Below are 15,261 nucleotides of genomic sequence, written 5' to 3'. Positions count from 1 at the left end.
GGGAGAGGGGAGAAAACCACCAGGATCTAGTCAGCGAATCGCATAAGCCACCGCCGTCCCCGCAAACACACAAGCCCCCAGCCAGTTGTTATGCCGGAACGCCGCAAAGCACCGCATCCGGTCGCGGTCACGAATCAGCGTGTAGTGATACCCGGCGCAACCCGCAGCCGCCACCAGCCCCACCCAGTAAGGCCATCCCAACCCCAGCAGCACCCCCGCCCACGCCATCAGCGCCAGGAACGCGGCATAGCAAAGCATGATCGCCGCCACGTCGAAGCGGCCAAAGGTAATGGCCGAAGTCTTCATGCCGATCAGGAGGTCGTCGTCACGATCGACCATCGCATACGCCGTGTCATACGCCACCGCCCAGAACACATTGGCCAGCAACATCAGCCACGCCACCGGCGGCACCTGGTCCTGGATCGCGGCAAATGCCATCGGGATACCAAAGCCAAACGCGATGCCAAGATAAGCCTGCGGAATCGCAAAGAAGCGCTTGAAGAACGGGTAAGTGCCCGCCACCACCGCCGCCACCACCGCCAGCCATTTGGTCAGCGCATTGAGCGGCAGCACCAGCGCAAAGGCCACCAGCGCCAGCACCGCGGCCACGGCCAGCGCTTCCCACGCGGCGATCTTGCCCGCGGTCAACGGCCGCTCCCTGGTGCGCTTGACGTGCTTGTCAAAGTCGCGGTCGGCCCAGTCGTTGATGGCGCAGCCAGCCGAGCGCATCAGGAAGGTGCCCGCCACGAAGATCCAGAACAGCCCCCATGCCGGCGGCCCGCCCGCGGCCATCCACATGGCCCACAGCGTCGGCCACAGCAGCAGCAGCGTGCCGATCGGCTTGTCGATGCGCACCAGGCGCGCGTAGAGGGAAAGGCGTTCAAGCATGGGCGTCGGGGGCAACGGCGAGAGGGTCTGCACTGCGCGGATCCGGGAAGGAGGATTCAATGAAAACGCGCCGCAGCCCGGACGGTTGCGACGCGCAGTGCCGGCCGCCACTGAAGGGCAGCCGGAGGTGGCCAGCTGGCCTCAGGCCAGCATCGCGCGCAGCATCCACGCGGTCTTTTCATGTGTCTGCATGCGCTGGGTCAGCAGGTCGGCCGACGGTTCGTCGCCGGCGGCGTCGATCACCGGGAACAGCGAGCGCGCGGTGCGCACCACGGCTTCCTGGCCTTCGACCAGCTTGCGGATCATTTCGGTGGCCTCGGGCACGCCCTCTTCCTCCGCGATCGACGACAGGCGGGCGTACTCCTTGTAGGTGCCCGGTGCCGGGTAGCCCAGCGCGCGGATACGCTCGGCGATCGAGTCCACGGCGAGTGCCAGCTCCGTGTACTGGGTCTCGAACATCAGATGCAGCGTATTGAACATGGGACCCGTCACGTTCCAGTGGAAGTTATGGGTCTTGAGGTAGAGGGTGTAGGTGTCCGCCAGCAGCTTGGACAGGCCTTCCGCGATCTTCTTGCGGTCCTTGTCGGAAATACCGATATTCACGCTCATCTCATTCTTCTTTGCCATGGTAGGTACGCTCCGTTCTGGTAAAGCCACGAGGGGGCGCCGCCGGGCTTGCCATGTTTTGGGGCCGGGCGGCGCAGTACCCACATTATTGCACTAGCCGGCAATCCCGGCCAAACCCCGGGCCACTTCGCTGAACATCACGGCCGCGCCGAGCACGATCACGGCGGCGCCGATTTCCTTGCGCCACAGCTTGTGGCGCAGCCGCGCGGCGTCGGCGCGTTCGGGCTGGTCGTGCCCGTCGTGCCACAACTGCCGCCACTCGTCGATAAACAACCGGATCATTGCCATCATCGTTCTCCGCGGCGCGGCAGCCCGCCAGGGGCGCCGCGCCAGGCTGCCGCTTATTTCAGGTTGAGTGCGCGCTTCACGCCCTCGCCGTAGGCCGGGTCGGCCTTGGTGAAATGCTCCAGCTGCACGCGCACGATCGCCTCAGGCACGCCCTGCATCGCCGCCGCGATATTGGCGAACAGGCGCTGGCGCTGGTCTTGGTCGAACAGGCGGAACAGCGCGCCGGGCTGGCTGTAGTAGTCCGGGTCGACGCGGTGGTCCCAGTGGTCGGCGGCGCCATCCAGTGCCAGCGGCGGCTCGATCGCGCGCTCGCTGGCGGCGTAGGCGCCTTCGCGGTTGGGCTCGTAGTTGAGCTTGCCGCCCTGGTTGCCGTCCACGCGCATCGCGCCATCACGGTGGAAGCTGTTGTGGAACGGGCATTTCGGCGCATTCACCGGGATCTGGTTGTGGTTGATCCCCAGGCGGTAGCGCTGCGTGTCGCCGTACGAGAACAGCCGCCCCTGCAGCATCTTGTCGGGCGAGAAGCCGATGCCCGGCACGATATTGGCCGGATTCATCGCCACCTGCTCGACCTCGGCAAAGTAGTTGTCCGGGTTGCGGTTGAGCTCGAGCACGCCCACGTCGATCAGCGGGTAGTCCTTGTGCGGCCAGACCTTGGTCAGGTCGAACGGATTGATGTGGTACTTGGCCGCGTCGGCCTCCGGCATGACCTGCACGCGCAGGTTCCAGCGCGGGAAATTGCCTTGCTCGATGTTTTCGAACAGATCGCGCTGCGCGCTTTCGCGGTCCGTTGCCACGACCTTGGCCGCTTCCTCATTGGTCCAGTTGGCAATGCCCTGCTGCGACTTGAAGTGGAACTTGACCCAGAAGCGCTCGTTGTTGGCGTTGATGAACGAGTACGTGTGCGAGCCGAAGCCGTGGATCTGGCGGTAGTTCTGCGGCAGGCCGCGATCGCTCATCAGGATGGTGACCTGGTGCAGCGATTCCGGATGGCGCGACCAGAAGTCCCACACCGCGATCGGGTCGCGCAGGTTGGTGCGCGGATTGCGCTTCTGCGTGTGGATAAAATCCGGGAACTTGAGCGGATCACGCACGAAGAATACGGGGGTGTTGTTGCCGACCACGTCCCAGTTGCCTTCGTCGGTGTAGAACTTGATCGAGAAGCCGCGCACGTCGCGCTCGGCATCGGCCGCGCCGCGCTCGCCGGCCACGGTCGAGAAGCGGATGAACAGCGGCGTTTCCTTGCCGACCTGGGCAAAGACCGAAGCCTTGGTGTACCTGGTGATGTCGTGGGTGATCTTGAGCGTGCCATAGGCGCCCGAGCCCTTGGCATGCACGCGCCGCTCGGGGATGACCTCGCGGTCGAAGTGGGCCAGCTTTTCGAGGAACCAGACATCCTGCAGCAGCATCGGGCCGCGCGGGCCTGCCGTCTGCGAGTTCTGGTTATCGGCGACGGGTGCGCCGGCGGCAGTGGTAAGGGTGTCCTTCTTGCTCATCTTTTCCTCTTTGTGGGTAGGCTGAAAGGGAACGCCGCATCAGAGCGCGGCGGCATAGCAGGCAAGGCAATCGAGCAGGCAGCGCCCCATGCGGAGGGGAAACGGGCGCCCGTTGATTGTTGTTGAAGAGAACTGGGCGCTGGTGCTCATCATTGGTTCCTGTCTCAGGTCGATGCCATCTGCACCGACAGGAGTCAGCCTACCAACGAACTATCGAATTGAGAATTCAATTATTTATACCTATGTATTAGGTCAAATCTATCTGGGATTTCTGCAACTTATCGCAGCGGAAGGTGACCGCCCGAAGACAGGTCCGTGAAATACCCCGTTGCGGGGCCGGAAATGACAACGGCCGCAGCGGAATCTCCGGTGCGGCCGAGGGAAATGCCTGTACTGCGGGGGCAGGAAGATCAGGCCGCTTCGGCCAGCTCCTTGGCGTCCAGCTTGCGCACGCCGGCCAGCTCGCACGCGGCCACGGCGTTGGCCAGCGCTTCCATGGCCGGCAGCCGGGTGAAGCTCTTGCGCCAGGCCAGCACCACGCGCCGGTCGGGCACCGGATCGGCAAACGGCACATAGGACAGCATGTCGCCCTTGGCCTTCAGGTCGGGCACCGAGGTGCGCGGCAGCACGGTGATGCCGACCCCGCTGGCCACCATATGGCGGATGGTTTCCAGCGACGAGCCCTCGAAGGTCTTCTGGATGCCGTCGGCCGCCTGCGAGAAGCGCGACAGCTCCGGGCACACGCCCAGCACATGGTCACGGAAGCAGTGGCCGCTGCCCAGCAGCAGCATGGTCTGCTGCTTCAGTTCATCGGGGTCGATGGAGCGCGCCTGGGCCAGCTGGTGGCCGCGCGGCACGGCGACGACAAAGGGTTCGTCGTAGAGCGGGCGCACCGTCAGGCCCGAATCCGCGAACGGCTCGGCCATCACCGCGCAGTCGATCTCACCCTGCTTGAGCAGCTCGATCAGCTTGTGGGTGTAGTTCTCCTGCAGCATCAGCGGCATCTGCGGCACGGTCTCGATCATCTGCTTGACCAGCGACGGCAGCAGGTACGGCCCGATGGTGTAGATCACGCCCACGCGCAGCGGGCCCGCCAGCGGGTCCTTGCCCTGCTTGGCGATCTCGCGGATGGCCATGGTCTGTTCAAGCACGCGCTGGGCCTGCGCCACGATCTGCTCGCCGACCGAAGTCACCGACACCTCGGAGGTGCCGCGCTCGAAAATCTGCACGTTGAGTTCGTCTTCCAGCTTCTTGATCGCGACCGACAGCGTCGGCTGCGACACAAAGCAGGCTTCGGCGGCCCGGCCGAAATGGCGCTCGCGCGCCACGGCGACGATGTACTTGAGTTCGGTGAGCGTCATGACTTATCAGTTTCCGGTAGGCGATAGATTTTACCTTCGATTGCCGCTTCTGTCAGAGCGCCAGCCTGAATTGCCCGCAGCGAACCGGCAGGTGCGCTGGATGGCGCACATCCCGTCGAAAAACCAGCCCGCACTCAAGCCTTGAGGTAGTGCTCGCGCCCACCCAGCCAACGCGAAAGGTGCGCTTCCACCGCTTCCGGGTAGCGCGCCAGCATCAGTTCGGCCGCCTGCTGCGCGTATTCCACCAGCCACGCATCGGTCTGCAGGTCGGCAAAGCGCAACATGGCCTCGCCGGACTGGCGCGCGCCCAGGAACTCGCCCGGGCCGCGGATCTCCAGGTCGCGCCGGGCGATCTCGAAGCCGTCGGTGGTCTCGCGCATGGTCGCCAGCCGCTCGCGCGCGGTGGGCGACAGCGGCGCCTGGTACATCAGCAGGCAGACCGATTCGGCGCTGCCCCGCCCCACCCGCCCGCGCAGCTGGTGCAACTGCGCCAGGCCGAAGCGCTCGGCGTGCTCGATCACCATCAGCGAGGCATTGGGCACGTCCACGCCCACTTCGATCACGGTGGTGGCCACCAGCACCTGCATGCGGTTGGCGCTGAAGTCGTCCATCACGGCGGCCTTCTCGGCCGGCGGCAGGCGGCCGTGCACCAGGCCCACGCGCAGGTCCGGCAGCGCGGCCACCAGCGTTTCATAGGTCTCCACCGCGGTCTGCAGCTGCAGCGCCTCGCTTTCCTCGATCAGCGGGCAGACCCAGTAGACCTGGCGGCCTTCGGCGGCGGCGTGATGAATGCGTCCGATCACTTCGTCGCGCCGCTGGTCGTTGACCAGGCGCGTGACGATGGGGGTGCGGCCCGGCGGCAATTCATCGATCACCGACACATCGAGGTCGGCGTAGTAAGTCATGGCGAGCGTGCGCGGGATCGGCGTGGCCGACATCATCAGCTGGTGCGGCACGGCGTCGACCGCGGGCACCGTAGCATCGGCGGCACCGGCCTTGCCGCGCAGCGCCAGCCGCTGCGCCACGCCGAAGCGGTGCTGCTCGTCGACCACCGACAGCCCCAGCTTCGCAAAGCGCACGGTGTCCTGGATCAGCGCGTGGGTGCCGATCACCAGCTGCGCCTCGCCCGATTCCACGCGCGCCACGGCCTCGCGCTTGTCGCGTGCCTTCTGGCTGCCGGCCAGCCACGCCACCGGCACGTCCAGCGGCTCCAGCCATGCGGACAGCTTGCGGTAGTGCTGCTCGGCCAGGATTTCGGTGGGCGCCATCAGCGCGGCCTGGTAGCCGGCATCGATCGCCTGGCAGGCCGCCAGCGCGGCGACGATGGTCTTGCCGCTGCCCACGTCGCCTTGCAGCAGCCGGTGCATCGGGTGCGGGCGCGTCATGTCGGCGGCGATTTCTTCCACCACGCGCTGCTGCGCCCCGGTCAGCCGGAACGGCAGCGCGGCCAGGAAGCGCGTCAGCAGGCCGCCCTCGCGGCGCGGCATGGTCGGCGCGGTCTTTTCGCGGCGCGCCGCGTGCGCGCGCCGCAGCGAGATCTGCTGCGCCAGCAGTTCGTCGAACTTGATGCGCTGCCAGGCCGGGTGCGAGCGGTCGGCCAGCGCGGCCTCGCTCTCCTGCGGCGGGGGCGCGTGCAGCAGCCGCAGGCAGTCGGCCAGCGGGCGCAGGTGCAGGCGTGCCAGCGGCCCATCCAGCACCGCCTGCGGCAGCGTCTCGGGCATGGGCGTGCGCGACAGCGTGCCGCCGATGGCCTTGCGCAGATAGGCCTGCGGGATGCCGGCGGTGGACGGGTACACCGGCGTCAGGCGGTCGGGCAGCGCTTCGCCGGGCACCACCGGGCGCACCGTCGGGTGGACCATCTCGGCGCCGAAGAAGCCGCCGCGCACCTCGCCGCGCACGCGCAGGCGCACGCCTTCGGCCATCTGCTTGGTCTGGTTGCCGTAGAAGTTCAGGAAGCGCAGCGTCAGCTCGCCGCTGTCGTCGGCAATCTTGACCACCAGCTGGCGGCGCGGCCGGAACGTGACTTCGTTGGAGATGACCTCGCCTTCCACCTGCGCCGGCAGCCCGAGCCCGGCGCGGTGGATGGCCTCGGCGATCGGCGCCAGCGTGGTCTCGTCCTCATAGCGCATCGGCAGGTGCAGCACCAGGTCGACGGGACGGCGCAGGCCCAGCTTGGCCAGGCGCGCGGCCGCGGAAGACGTGCCGGAGGCGGCGGCCTTGCCCCTGGCTTCGCCGGCCTTGCCGCGCGCGGGCGCCGCCGTTTCCTTGGCGGCGTCGGCGGGGTCGTGGATCGGTTCAGCGGCGGTTCCGGGCATCGACGAAAAAGTTGGCAGCGATCGCTCTCGTGCTGCGGGGTTGGCTGGCGCGGCGCCGGCGAATAGCCGGTATCACGCCCGGCCCGGCGGCAAGCGCGCCCGTGGCCTTACAATATCGGATTCGCCGATTGTACCCATGCCAGCTGCCACCACAGGCAGTGGAGTGCCGTTTTGTGCCCCGCTCCGGCCTGCATGGGATCGCGCAGCCCGCCGCTCCCACGATGTTGACGCTTTCCGATTTCGATTTCCCGCTGCCGCCAGAACTGATTGCCCAGAGCGCGCTGCCCGACCGCAGTGCAAGCCGGCTGCTGGTGGTCGAACGGCTGGCCCCCGCCGACACCGCCGAGGCGGTGCGCATGGCCGACCGCGCCTTCAGCGACATCGTCGACTACCTGCGTCCCGACGACCTGCTGGTCTTCAACGACACCCGCGTGATCAAGGCGCGCTTCTTCGGCCACAAGCCCAGCGGCGGCAAGATCGAGGTGCTGGTCGAGCGCGTGGTCGACACCCACACCGTGCTGGCCCAGGTGCGCGCCTCCAAGACCCCGGCCGAGGGCTGCACGCTGCACCTGGCTGACGGCGCCTTCGCCGTCACCGTGGGCCCGCGCGTGGACCAGTTCTTCACGCTGCGCTTCCCCGAGCCGGCGCTGGACCTGATCGAGCGCTACGGCCGCCTGCCGCTGCCGCCGTATATCACGCACGACCCGGACGCCTACGACGAAACCCGCTACCAGACCGTCTACGCGCGCAGCCCGGGCGCGGTGGCCGCGCCCACCGCGGGCCTGCATTTCGACGATGCGCTGTTCGCGCGGCTCGATGCCGCCGGCGTGCGGCGCGCCTTCCTGACGCTGCACGTTGGCGCCGGCACCTTCCAGCCGGTGCGCACCGAGAACCTGGCCGAGCACAAGATGCACTCGGAGTGGTACGCCGTCTCCGAGGACCTGGCCCAGGCAGTGCGTGACACCCGCGCGCGCGGCGGCCGCGTGATCGCGGTCGGCACCACCTCGCTGCGCGCGCTGGAATCGGCCGCGCAGGCCGACGGCACGCTCGCCGCCGGCAGTGGCGACACCGATATCTTCATCACGCCCGGCTACCGCTTCCGCCTGGTCGATGCCCTGATCACCAACTTCCACCTGCCCAAGTCGACGCTGCTGATGCTGGTGTCGGCGCTGGCCGGCGTGGAAGCCATCCGCGCCGCCTACCGCCATGCGGTCGAGCAGCGCTACCGTTTCTTCAGCTACGGCGACGCCATGCTGCTGACCCGCCAGCCCGGCGCCTGAATCCAGAATCACAAGCCATGCTCAACTTCGAACTCATCACCACCGACGGCAACGCCCGCCGCGGCCGCGTCACGCTGAACCACGGCGTGGTCGAGACGCCGATTTTCATGCCGGTCGGCACCTACGGCTCGGTCAAGGCCATGTCGCCGCTGGAACTGAACGAGATTGGCGCGCAGATCATCCTGGGCAATACCTTCCACCTGTGGCTGCGCCCCGGGCTGGACGTGGTCAACGCCCACGACGGCCTGCATAAATTTATCGGCTGGGACAAGCCGATCCTGACCGATTCCGGTGGTTTCCAGGTGTTTTCGCTCGGCGATCTGCGCAAGATCACCGAAGATGGCGTCACGTTCGCGTCGCCGGTCAATGGCGACAAGCTTTTCCTGTCGCCCGAGATCTCGATGCAGATCCAGCGCACACTGAACTCCGACATCGTGATGCAGTTCGATGAGTGCACGCCGTACGAGATCGACGGCCGCGCTGCCACGCATGAAGAAGCCGCCAAATCCATGCGCATGAGCCTGCGCTGGGCCAAGCGCTCGCGCGACGAGTTCGAGCGCCTGGCCAACCCCAACGCGCTGTTCGGCATCGTCCAGGGCGGCATGTACGAAGACCTGCGCGATGAATCGCTGGCGGGCCTGTCCGAACTGGACTTCCACGGCTATGCCATCGGCGGGCTGTCGGTGGGCGAGCCCAAGGAAGACATGATGCGCGTGCTGGAGCACGTGGCGCCGCGCCTGCCGGCCGACAAGCCGCACTACCTGATGGGCGTGGGCACGCCCGAAGACCTGGTCGCCGGCGTCGCCGCCGGGGTGGACATGTTCGACTGCGTGATGCCGACCCGCAACGCGCGCAACGGCTGGCTCTTCACCCGCTTCGGCGACGTCAAGATCAAGAACGCGGCGCACCGCAACGACCCGCGCCCGCTGGATGAAAGCTGCGCCTGCTACACCTGCCGCAACTTCTCGCGCGCCTACCTGCACCACCTGCACCGCGTCGGCGAGATCCTCGGTGCGCGCCTCAATACCATCCACAACCTGCGCTACTACCTGCAACTGATGCGCGAGATGCGCGAAGCCATCGAGCACCACCGCTTTGCCGACTTCCGCCGCCAGTTCGCCGCCGACCGCGCCCGCGGCACGCAGTGACAACGCCGGGCGGCGCGAACTTTTGCGCTGCCGGCGGTCGAATAGCCGGGTCATCCGGGGGCGAGCCGCGATCCGGAACGCCCGGCCTTGCCGACCCCTGCCGCAAGTTGCCCCGGGTGCACCCGAACAAACCCGTATTCCGCCCTAGAATGCCAAGGGCGGGCGGAATGCGAATGGTAGAATGATCGATTATTTGACTAATTTTTGTGACGGAGAATTAACGTGCTGATTTCTAACGCATTTGCCCAGACCGCCGGAGCCGGCGGCGCGGCTGGCGGCCTGATGAGCTTCCTGCCCATCATCCTGATGTTTGGCGTGCTGTGGTTCATCATGATCCGCCCGCAGATGAAGCGCCAGAAGGAAGCCAAGGCAATGCTCGAAGCGCTGGCCAAGAACGACGAAGTCGTGACCGCCGGCGGCATCCTGGGCAAGGTGACCAAGGTCACCGACCAGTACGTCAGCCTGGAAATCGCCGAAGGCACTGAAATCACCGTGCAGAAGAGTGCCGTAACCACCGTGCTGCCCAAGGGCTCGCTCAAGGCGCTCTGATCTCCGGATCGCGCGCGCGACTCCCGCCTTTGTCTTTTCCGGCATGCCCGTTCGCGCATGCCCCGGCAGCCGCCTGATCCAGCCCGACGAAGCCCCCGTGGCTTCGATCCGTGGCTGCCAGGCGGCTGTTTGCCAAACCGGTTCGGCCCCGCCGACGTGGTGCGCCACGCCAGCGCCGGCCCCGCCAACCGCTGAATGACTGGCCAGAGATGAATCGTTATCCGCTTTGGAAATACCTCGTGATCCTGGTGGCCCTGGCCATCGGCATCATCTATACCTTGCCGAACTTCTTCGGCGAGGCGCCTGCGGTGCAGGTGTCCTCGGGCAAGGCCACGGTCAAGGTCGACCTGTCGATGCAGAAGCAGGTCGAAGAAATCCTGGCGCAGAACCAGCTGCAGCCTGACGGCGTCTTCTTTGACATTTCCGGCCAGTCCGGCTCGGTCAAGGCGCGCTTCCGCACCACCGACGAGCAGCTCAAGGCCAAGGACATCCTGTCGCGCACGCTCAACCCCGACGCGGCCAACCCCACCTATGTGGTGGCGCTGAACCTGCTGTCGGGTTCGCCAGGCTGGCTGACCGCCATGCACGCGCTGCCGATGTACCTGGGCCTGGACCTGCGCGGCGGCGTGCACTTCCTGCTGCAGGTCGACATGAAGGGCGCCGTCGACAAGAAGCTCGACAGCCTGGGCGGCGACGCGCGCACCCTGCTGCGCGACAAGAGCATCCGCCACGGCGGCATCGACCGCGACGGCGAGCGCCTGACGGTGCGCTTCAACAACGCCGAGGACGCCGGCCGCGCCCGCCCCATCCTGGCCGACAACCTGCGTGAAGTCGCCTTTGCGATGGACGGCAACAATATCGTCGGCACCTTCACCGAAGCCGCCCGCAGGGCCGTGCAGGACGCCGCAGTCAAGCAGAACATCACCACGCTGCACAACCGCGTGAACGAGCTTGGCGTGGCCGAGCCGGTGATTCAGCAGCAGGGCGCCGACCGCATCGTGGTGCAGCTGCCGGGCGTGCAGGACACCGCCAAGGCCAAGGACATCATCGGCCGCACCGCCACGCTGGAAGCCCGCCTGGTCGACAACGACGCCCCGCGCAGCCCGCGCCAGGGCGACCCGATCCCGTTCGGCAGCGAGCTCTTCACGCAAGGCAACGGCGCCCCGGTGGTGCTCAAGAAGCAGGTCATCTTCACCGGCGACCGCATTGAAAGCGCCTCGGCCGGCTTCGACCAGAACCAGCAGCCTTCGGTCAACATCAAGCTCGACGCCCAGGGCGGCCGCGTGCTGCGCGACGTCTCGCGCGAGAACCTGAAGAAGCCGATGGCGATCGTGCTGTTCGAAAAGGGCAAGGGCGAAGTGCTGACGGTGGCGACGATCCAGTCCGAACTGGGCTCGAGCTTCCAGATCACCGGCTCCTACTCCACCGAAGCCGCCAACGACCTGGCGCTGCTGCTGCGCGCCGGCTCGCTGGCCGCGCCGATGGAGATCATCGAAGAGCGCACCATCGGCCCGTCGCTGGGCGCGGACAACATCCAGAAGGGTTTTGACTCGGTCGCCTACGGCTTTGCCGCCATCGGCGTGTTCATGATCCTGTACTACATGCTGTTCGGCGTGTTCTCGGTGGTGGCGCTGGGCGTGAACCTGCTGCTGCTGATCGCGGTGCTGTCGATGCTGCAGGCCACGCTGACGCTGCCGGGCATTGCCGCCATCGCGCTGGTGCTGGGCATGGCCATCGACGCCAACGTGCTGATCAACGAGCGCATCCGCGAAGAACTGCGCGCGGGCGCGTCGCCGCAGATGGCGATCGCGGTCGGCTTCGACCGCGCCTGGGCCACCATCCTGGACTCCAACGTGACCACGCTGATCGCCGGCCTGGCACTGCTGGCCTTTGGTTCGGGCCCGGTGCGCGGCTTTGCCGTGGTGCACTGCCTGGGCATCCTGACCTCGATGTTCTCGGCGGTGTTCTTCAACCGCGGCCTGGTCAACCTCTGGTACGGCCGCAAGAAGAAGCTGCAGAGCGTGGCCATCGGCCAGATCTGGAAGCCGGGCAACACCACCGACACGCCGGTCGCCAAGTAAGGCGAGCAGCAACAACTAGCAGTACAGAACAGGATTCAACATGGAATTCTTCCGCATCCGGCGCGACATTCCGTTCATGAAGCACGCGTTGGTCTTCAACGTGATTTCCTTCCTGACGTTTGCCGCGGCCGTGTTCTTCCTCTGGCACAAGGGCCTGCACCTGTCGATCGAATTCACCGGCGGCACGGTGATGGAGGTCAGCTACCAGCAGGCGGCCGACCTGGAAAAGATCCGCGGCCAGGTGGGCAAGCTGGGCTATACCGACGTGCAGGTGCAGAACTTCGGCACCTCGCGCGACGTGATGATCCGCCTGCCGCTGCAGAAGGGCCCGGACGGCAAGCCCGTCACCTCGGCCCAGCAGAGCGAGCAGGTGATGACCTCGCTGCAGGCGGCCTCGCCTGACGTGAAGCTGCAACGGGTGGAGTTCGTCGGCCCGCAGGTGGGCAAGGAGCTGGCCACCGACGGCCTGCTGGCGCTGCTGTGCGTGGTGGCCGGCATCGTGATCTACCTGTCGTTCCGCTTCGAATGGAAGTTCGCGGTGGCGGGCATCATCGCCAACCTGCACGACGTGGTCATCATCCTGGGCTTCTTCGCCTACTTCCAGTGGGAATTCTCGCTGTCGGTGCTGGCGGCAATCCTGGCGGTGCTGGGCTACTCGGTCAACGAATCGGTGGTGATCTTCGACCGGATCCGCGAGAACTTCCGCAAGTTCCGCAAGATGACCACGCACGAGATCATCGACAACGCGATCACCAGCACCATCTCGCGCACCATCATCACCCACGGCTCGACCCAGATGATGGTGCTGTCGATGTTCTTCTTCGGCGGCCCCACGCTGCACTACTTTGCCCTGGCACTGACGGTCGGCATCTTGTTCGGCATCTACTCGTCGGTGTTCGTGGCCGCGGCGCTGGCGATGTGGCTGGGCGTCAAGCGCGAGGACCTGGTCAAGGGCGACAAGAAGTCCGACTCGACCGACCGCAACGACCCCAACTACGGCGCGCAGGCCTGACCCCTGCCCTGCCGGCAAAACAGAACGGCGCCCCGCGGGGCGCCGTTTTTCATGGCTGCAAAGCCTGGGTAATTCAGGCCGGCATCGAGAACCGCTCGATCCACGCCGCCAGCCGGTCGGCCGCGAATGCCTCGCTGCGCGGGCATGCGCGGCACACCACGGTGTTGCCGTCGCGCGCAAACTGCAGCGCGCCGCCAGCCTCTTCCAGCCACAGCAGACTGGCCAGCCAGGCCGCGTGCTGCGCCGACACGGGTGCGCCGATCGGCTGCGCGAGGAACTCCGCCAGCGTGGCCGGCGCGGTCCACACCACGGTGTCGCCGTCGCGGCGCACCACCTCGCTGCCCAGCGCATCGACAATCACGACTGCAGCATCGGCAGCGCCCCGGCCGGCATTGGCGCTGCGCAGGCCCGCCAGGCGCGTGGCCACGGCATGGCCGAAGCTGCCGCTGCGCTCGGCCTCCGCGCGCACCAGGTCGGCGTAGTCCATGCGCTGCCAGTCCGGCTCGACGCTGCCCGCGCCGGCCAGGTCGACCGCCGCGAGGTAGGTCTCCACCGGCTGGAAACGGCCCGGCCCGATCAGGCTGGCACACAGCGCATGCACCATGCCGATGCGAGAGGCCACGGTCTGGGTCTGCAGCACGGACAGCTTCTCGCGCAGCAGCTGGTCGCGTTCCTTGCGCAGGCCGGCCAGTTCCAGCGCCTGCTTCAGTTCCATGCGCAGCGCGGTAATGTCCCACGGCTTCTTGATGTAGCGGTGGATCTGCCCCTGGTTGACCGCCTCGACAGTCTGGTCGAGCTCCGAATACGCGGTGGTCAGGATGCGCACGATATGCGGGTAGCGCTCGCGCGCGTAGCGCAGCAGTTCGTTGCCATGCTCGCCCGGCATGCGCTGGTCCGACACCAGTACCGCCAGGCTGCCTGCGTGGGCGTCGAGCATTGCCTTGCCCTCTTCAACGGAGCCGCCCGTGGCCACCGGTGCCAGCGCCCCGATGGCACGCTGGAAATACTTGACTGCAGTCGCTTCGTCATCGACGAACAGAATCGCCGGGGGTGGTGCCTGCGTGGCATTCGGTTCGGTCATCGGTCACTCCTATGCTTTCGACTCTTGAAACTTGGAAAGTCCAGCGTCACCGTCGTGCCGGCGCCGGATGCGGATTCGATCCGGATGCCACCGCCAAACGACTGCATGACGCGGTTGCAGAAAATCATGCCCAGGCCGCTGCCGCCGGCACTGGCGTGCGTGGTGACAGGGTCGACCAGCAGCCGCTCCATCACCTCCGGCGGAATCCCCGGCCCGTTGTCGCAGATGCGGATTTCCGGGCGCGGCTGCGCCACCACCACAAAGCGCAACGCCGGCGTGCCGACACTGCCCAGCGCCCGCAGCGCGTTGCTCATCACCGAGGAGAGCACCAGCGCCACGCAGTTGGGCAGCGTCTGCACCGGGAAATCGCCGTGCATCTCCACCTGCACCCAGCTGCGCTGGTCGCCCGCGAACGGGTAGCTGTCCAGCAGCGAAGTGACCAGCGAGCCGGCGCTGACCTCGGCGCCGGCATCGGGCCGCGCCGGCGTGCTGCCGGCACTGTTGCGCACCGACTGCAGGAACGACGACAGCACCGCCAGGCAATACTGGGCGTTGTCGTACATGGCGCTGGCCGCCTGGCCGATCTCGGCCTGGCGCTGCGCACTGTATTCGCCGGCGACACGCCCGCGGATGCCGTGGGCAAAGTTGGCGATGGCTGCCAGCGGGGTGTTCAGCTCGTGCGCCAGGAAGGCCAGGGTCTCGTCGATCGCCATCAGCCGGTGCTGGCGCAGGGTGCGCTCGCGGTGACGCTCGGCGGCGCGTGCCAGCACCTCGCGCAGGTCGGCCACGCTCAGCGGCTTTTCCAGGATGCGGAAGACTTCGCCGCTGTTGACCGTTTCCAGCAGCACATCCTTGTCGGCATAGGCCGTGACCAGGATGCGCACGATCTGCGGGTATTCCTGCGCCACCTGGCGCAGCAGCTGGCCGCCGTCGCGCCCGGGCATGCGGAAGTCGGTCACCAGCACCGCCACGCGGGCGGGGTCCGCGCGCAGCACCGCCAGGGCCTCGTCGGCGCCGTCTGCCACCAGCACCTCATAGTCGCCGCCGGCGGCCCGGGCGAAATACTTGCGCGCCATCTCCTCGTCGTCGACATAGAGGACGGCAAGCCGTGCCTGCTTCGCTTCGCTCATGGCTG

13 protein-coding genes are annotated in these 15,261 nt (G+C 66.9%); 5 read left to right on the top strand and 8 right to left on the bottom strand.

From position 1 onward, the window contains the following. Nucleotides 1-30: 30 nt before the first annotated feature. The 6 genes from ubiA to recG form a co-directional block, all read right to left on the bottom strand. Entirely contained in the window at nucleotides 31-888 is an 858-nt protein-coding gene (ubiA, locus tag CF68_RS08020) for a 4-hydroxybenzoate octaprenyltransferase (protein WP_035817236.1), read from the bottom strand. A 141-nt stretch (nucleotides 889-1,029) separates the two neighbouring features. Further along, nucleotides 1,030-1,515 carry a Dps family protein gene (locus CF68_RS08015; RefSeq protein ID WP_010815054.1) on the bottom strand — a complete coding sequence of 162 codons (486 nt, stop codon included), beginning with the start codon at nucleotides 1,513-1,515 and terminating at the stop codon, nucleotides 1,030-1,032. A gap of 93 nt (nucleotides 1,516-1,608) precedes the next feature. Beyond that, nucleotides 1,609-1,806 (bottom strand): hypothetical protein, encoded by a 198-nt coding sequence (locus CF68_RS08010; protein WP_035817234.1) that lies wholly within the window; start codon nucleotides 1,804-1,806, stop codon nucleotides 1,609-1,611. A gap of 50 nt (nucleotides 1,807-1,856) precedes the next feature. Further along, entirely contained in the window at nucleotides 1,857-3,299 is a 1,443-nt protein-coding gene (locus CF68_RS08005; protein ID WP_035817233.1) for a catalase, read from the bottom strand. 410 nt (nucleotides 3,300-3,709) lie between these two features. Beyond that, on the bottom strand, nucleotides 3,710-4,660 hold the full coding sequence (locus tag CF68_RS08000) for a LysR substrate-binding domain-containing protein (RefSeq protein ID WP_010815057.1): 951 nt from the start codon (nucleotides 4,658-4,660) through the stop codon (nucleotides 3,710-3,712). Nucleotides 4,661-4,794: 134 nt separating this feature from the next. After that, nucleotides 4,795-6,975 carry an ATP-dependent DNA helicase RecG gene (gene recG / locus CF68_RS07995; RefSeq protein ID WP_035817232.1) on the bottom strand — a complete coding sequence of 727 codons (2,181 nt, stop codon included), beginning with the start codon at nucleotides 6,973-6,975 and terminating at the stop codon, nucleotides 4,795-4,797. Nucleotides 6,976-7,196: 221 nt separating this feature from the next. Here recG and queA point away from each other — a divergent pair, with 221 nt between their 5' ends. The 5 genes from queA (at nucleotide 7,197) to secF (ending at nucleotide 13,045) form a co-directional block, all read left to right on the top strand. Next, nucleotides 7,197-8,255 carry a tRNA preQ1(34) S-adenosylmethionine ribosyltransferase-isomerase QueA gene (queA, locus tag CF68_RS07990; RefSeq protein ID WP_035817334.1) on the top strand — a complete coding sequence of 353 codons (1,059 nt, stop codon included), beginning with the start codon at nucleotides 7,197-7,199 and terminating at the stop codon, nucleotides 8,253-8,255. A 17-nt stretch (nucleotides 8,256-8,272) separates the two neighbouring features. Beyond that, nucleotides 8,273-9,403 (top strand): tRNA guanosine(34) transglycosylase Tgt, encoded by a 1,131-nt coding sequence (gene tgt / locus CF68_RS07985; protein ID WP_035817231.1) that lies wholly within the window; start codon nucleotides 8,273-8,275, stop codon nucleotides 9,401-9,403. A gap of 222 nt (nucleotides 9,404-9,625) precedes the next feature. Beyond that, nucleotides 9,626-9,952: a preprotein translocase subunit YajC gene (yajC, locus tag CF68_RS07980; protein ID WP_013957943.1), complete on the top strand. Its 327-nt coding sequence runs from the start codon at nucleotides 9,626-9,628 to the stop codon at nucleotides 9,950-9,952. Nucleotides 9,953-10,161: 209 nt separating this feature from the next. Beyond that, on the top strand, nucleotides 10,162-12,033 hold the full coding sequence (secD, locus tag CF68_RS07975) for a protein translocase subunit SecD (protein WP_035817229.1): 1,872 nt from the start codon (nucleotides 10,162-10,164) through the stop codon (nucleotides 12,031-12,033). Nucleotides 12,034-12,073: 40 nt separating this feature from the next. Further along, nucleotides 12,074-13,045 carry a protein translocase subunit SecF gene (gene secF / locus CF68_RS07970; RefSeq protein WP_035817227.1) on the top strand — a complete coding sequence of 324 codons (972 nt, stop codon included), beginning with the start codon at nucleotides 12,074-12,076 and terminating at the stop codon, nucleotides 13,043-13,045. A 73-nt stretch (nucleotides 13,046-13,118) separates the two neighbouring features. Here secF and CF68_RS07965 read toward each other — a convergent pair whose 3' ends face one another. Together CF68_RS07965 and CF68_RS07960 are read right to left on the bottom strand one after the other, a co-directional pair. Further along, nucleotides 13,119-14,126 carry a response regulator gene (locus CF68_RS07965; RefSeq protein WP_035817225.1) on the bottom strand — a complete coding sequence of 336 codons (1,008 nt, stop codon included), beginning with the start codon at nucleotides 14,124-14,126 and terminating at the stop codon, nucleotides 13,119-13,121. After that, nucleotides 14,123-15,256, bottom strand: coding sequence for a hybrid sensor histidine kinase/response regulator (locus tag CF68_RS07960; protein ID WP_035817224.1), 1,134 nt, complete (start codon nucleotides 15,254-15,256; stop codon nucleotides 14,123-14,125). Before CF68_RS07960 ends, CF68_RS07965 begins: the two co-directional genes overlap by 4 nt. Nucleotides 15,257-15,261 lie beyond the last annotated feature (5 nt).

The organism is Cupriavidus sp. SK-4 (genome assembly GCF_000611125.1).
GTDB lineage: Bacteria > Pseudomonadota > Gammaproteobacteria > Burkholderiales > Burkholderiaceae > Cupriavidus > Cupriavidus necator.
The sequence above is the reverse complement of the archived record's forward strand: the minus strand, read 5'-3'. Positions and strand labels throughout refer to the sequence as shown.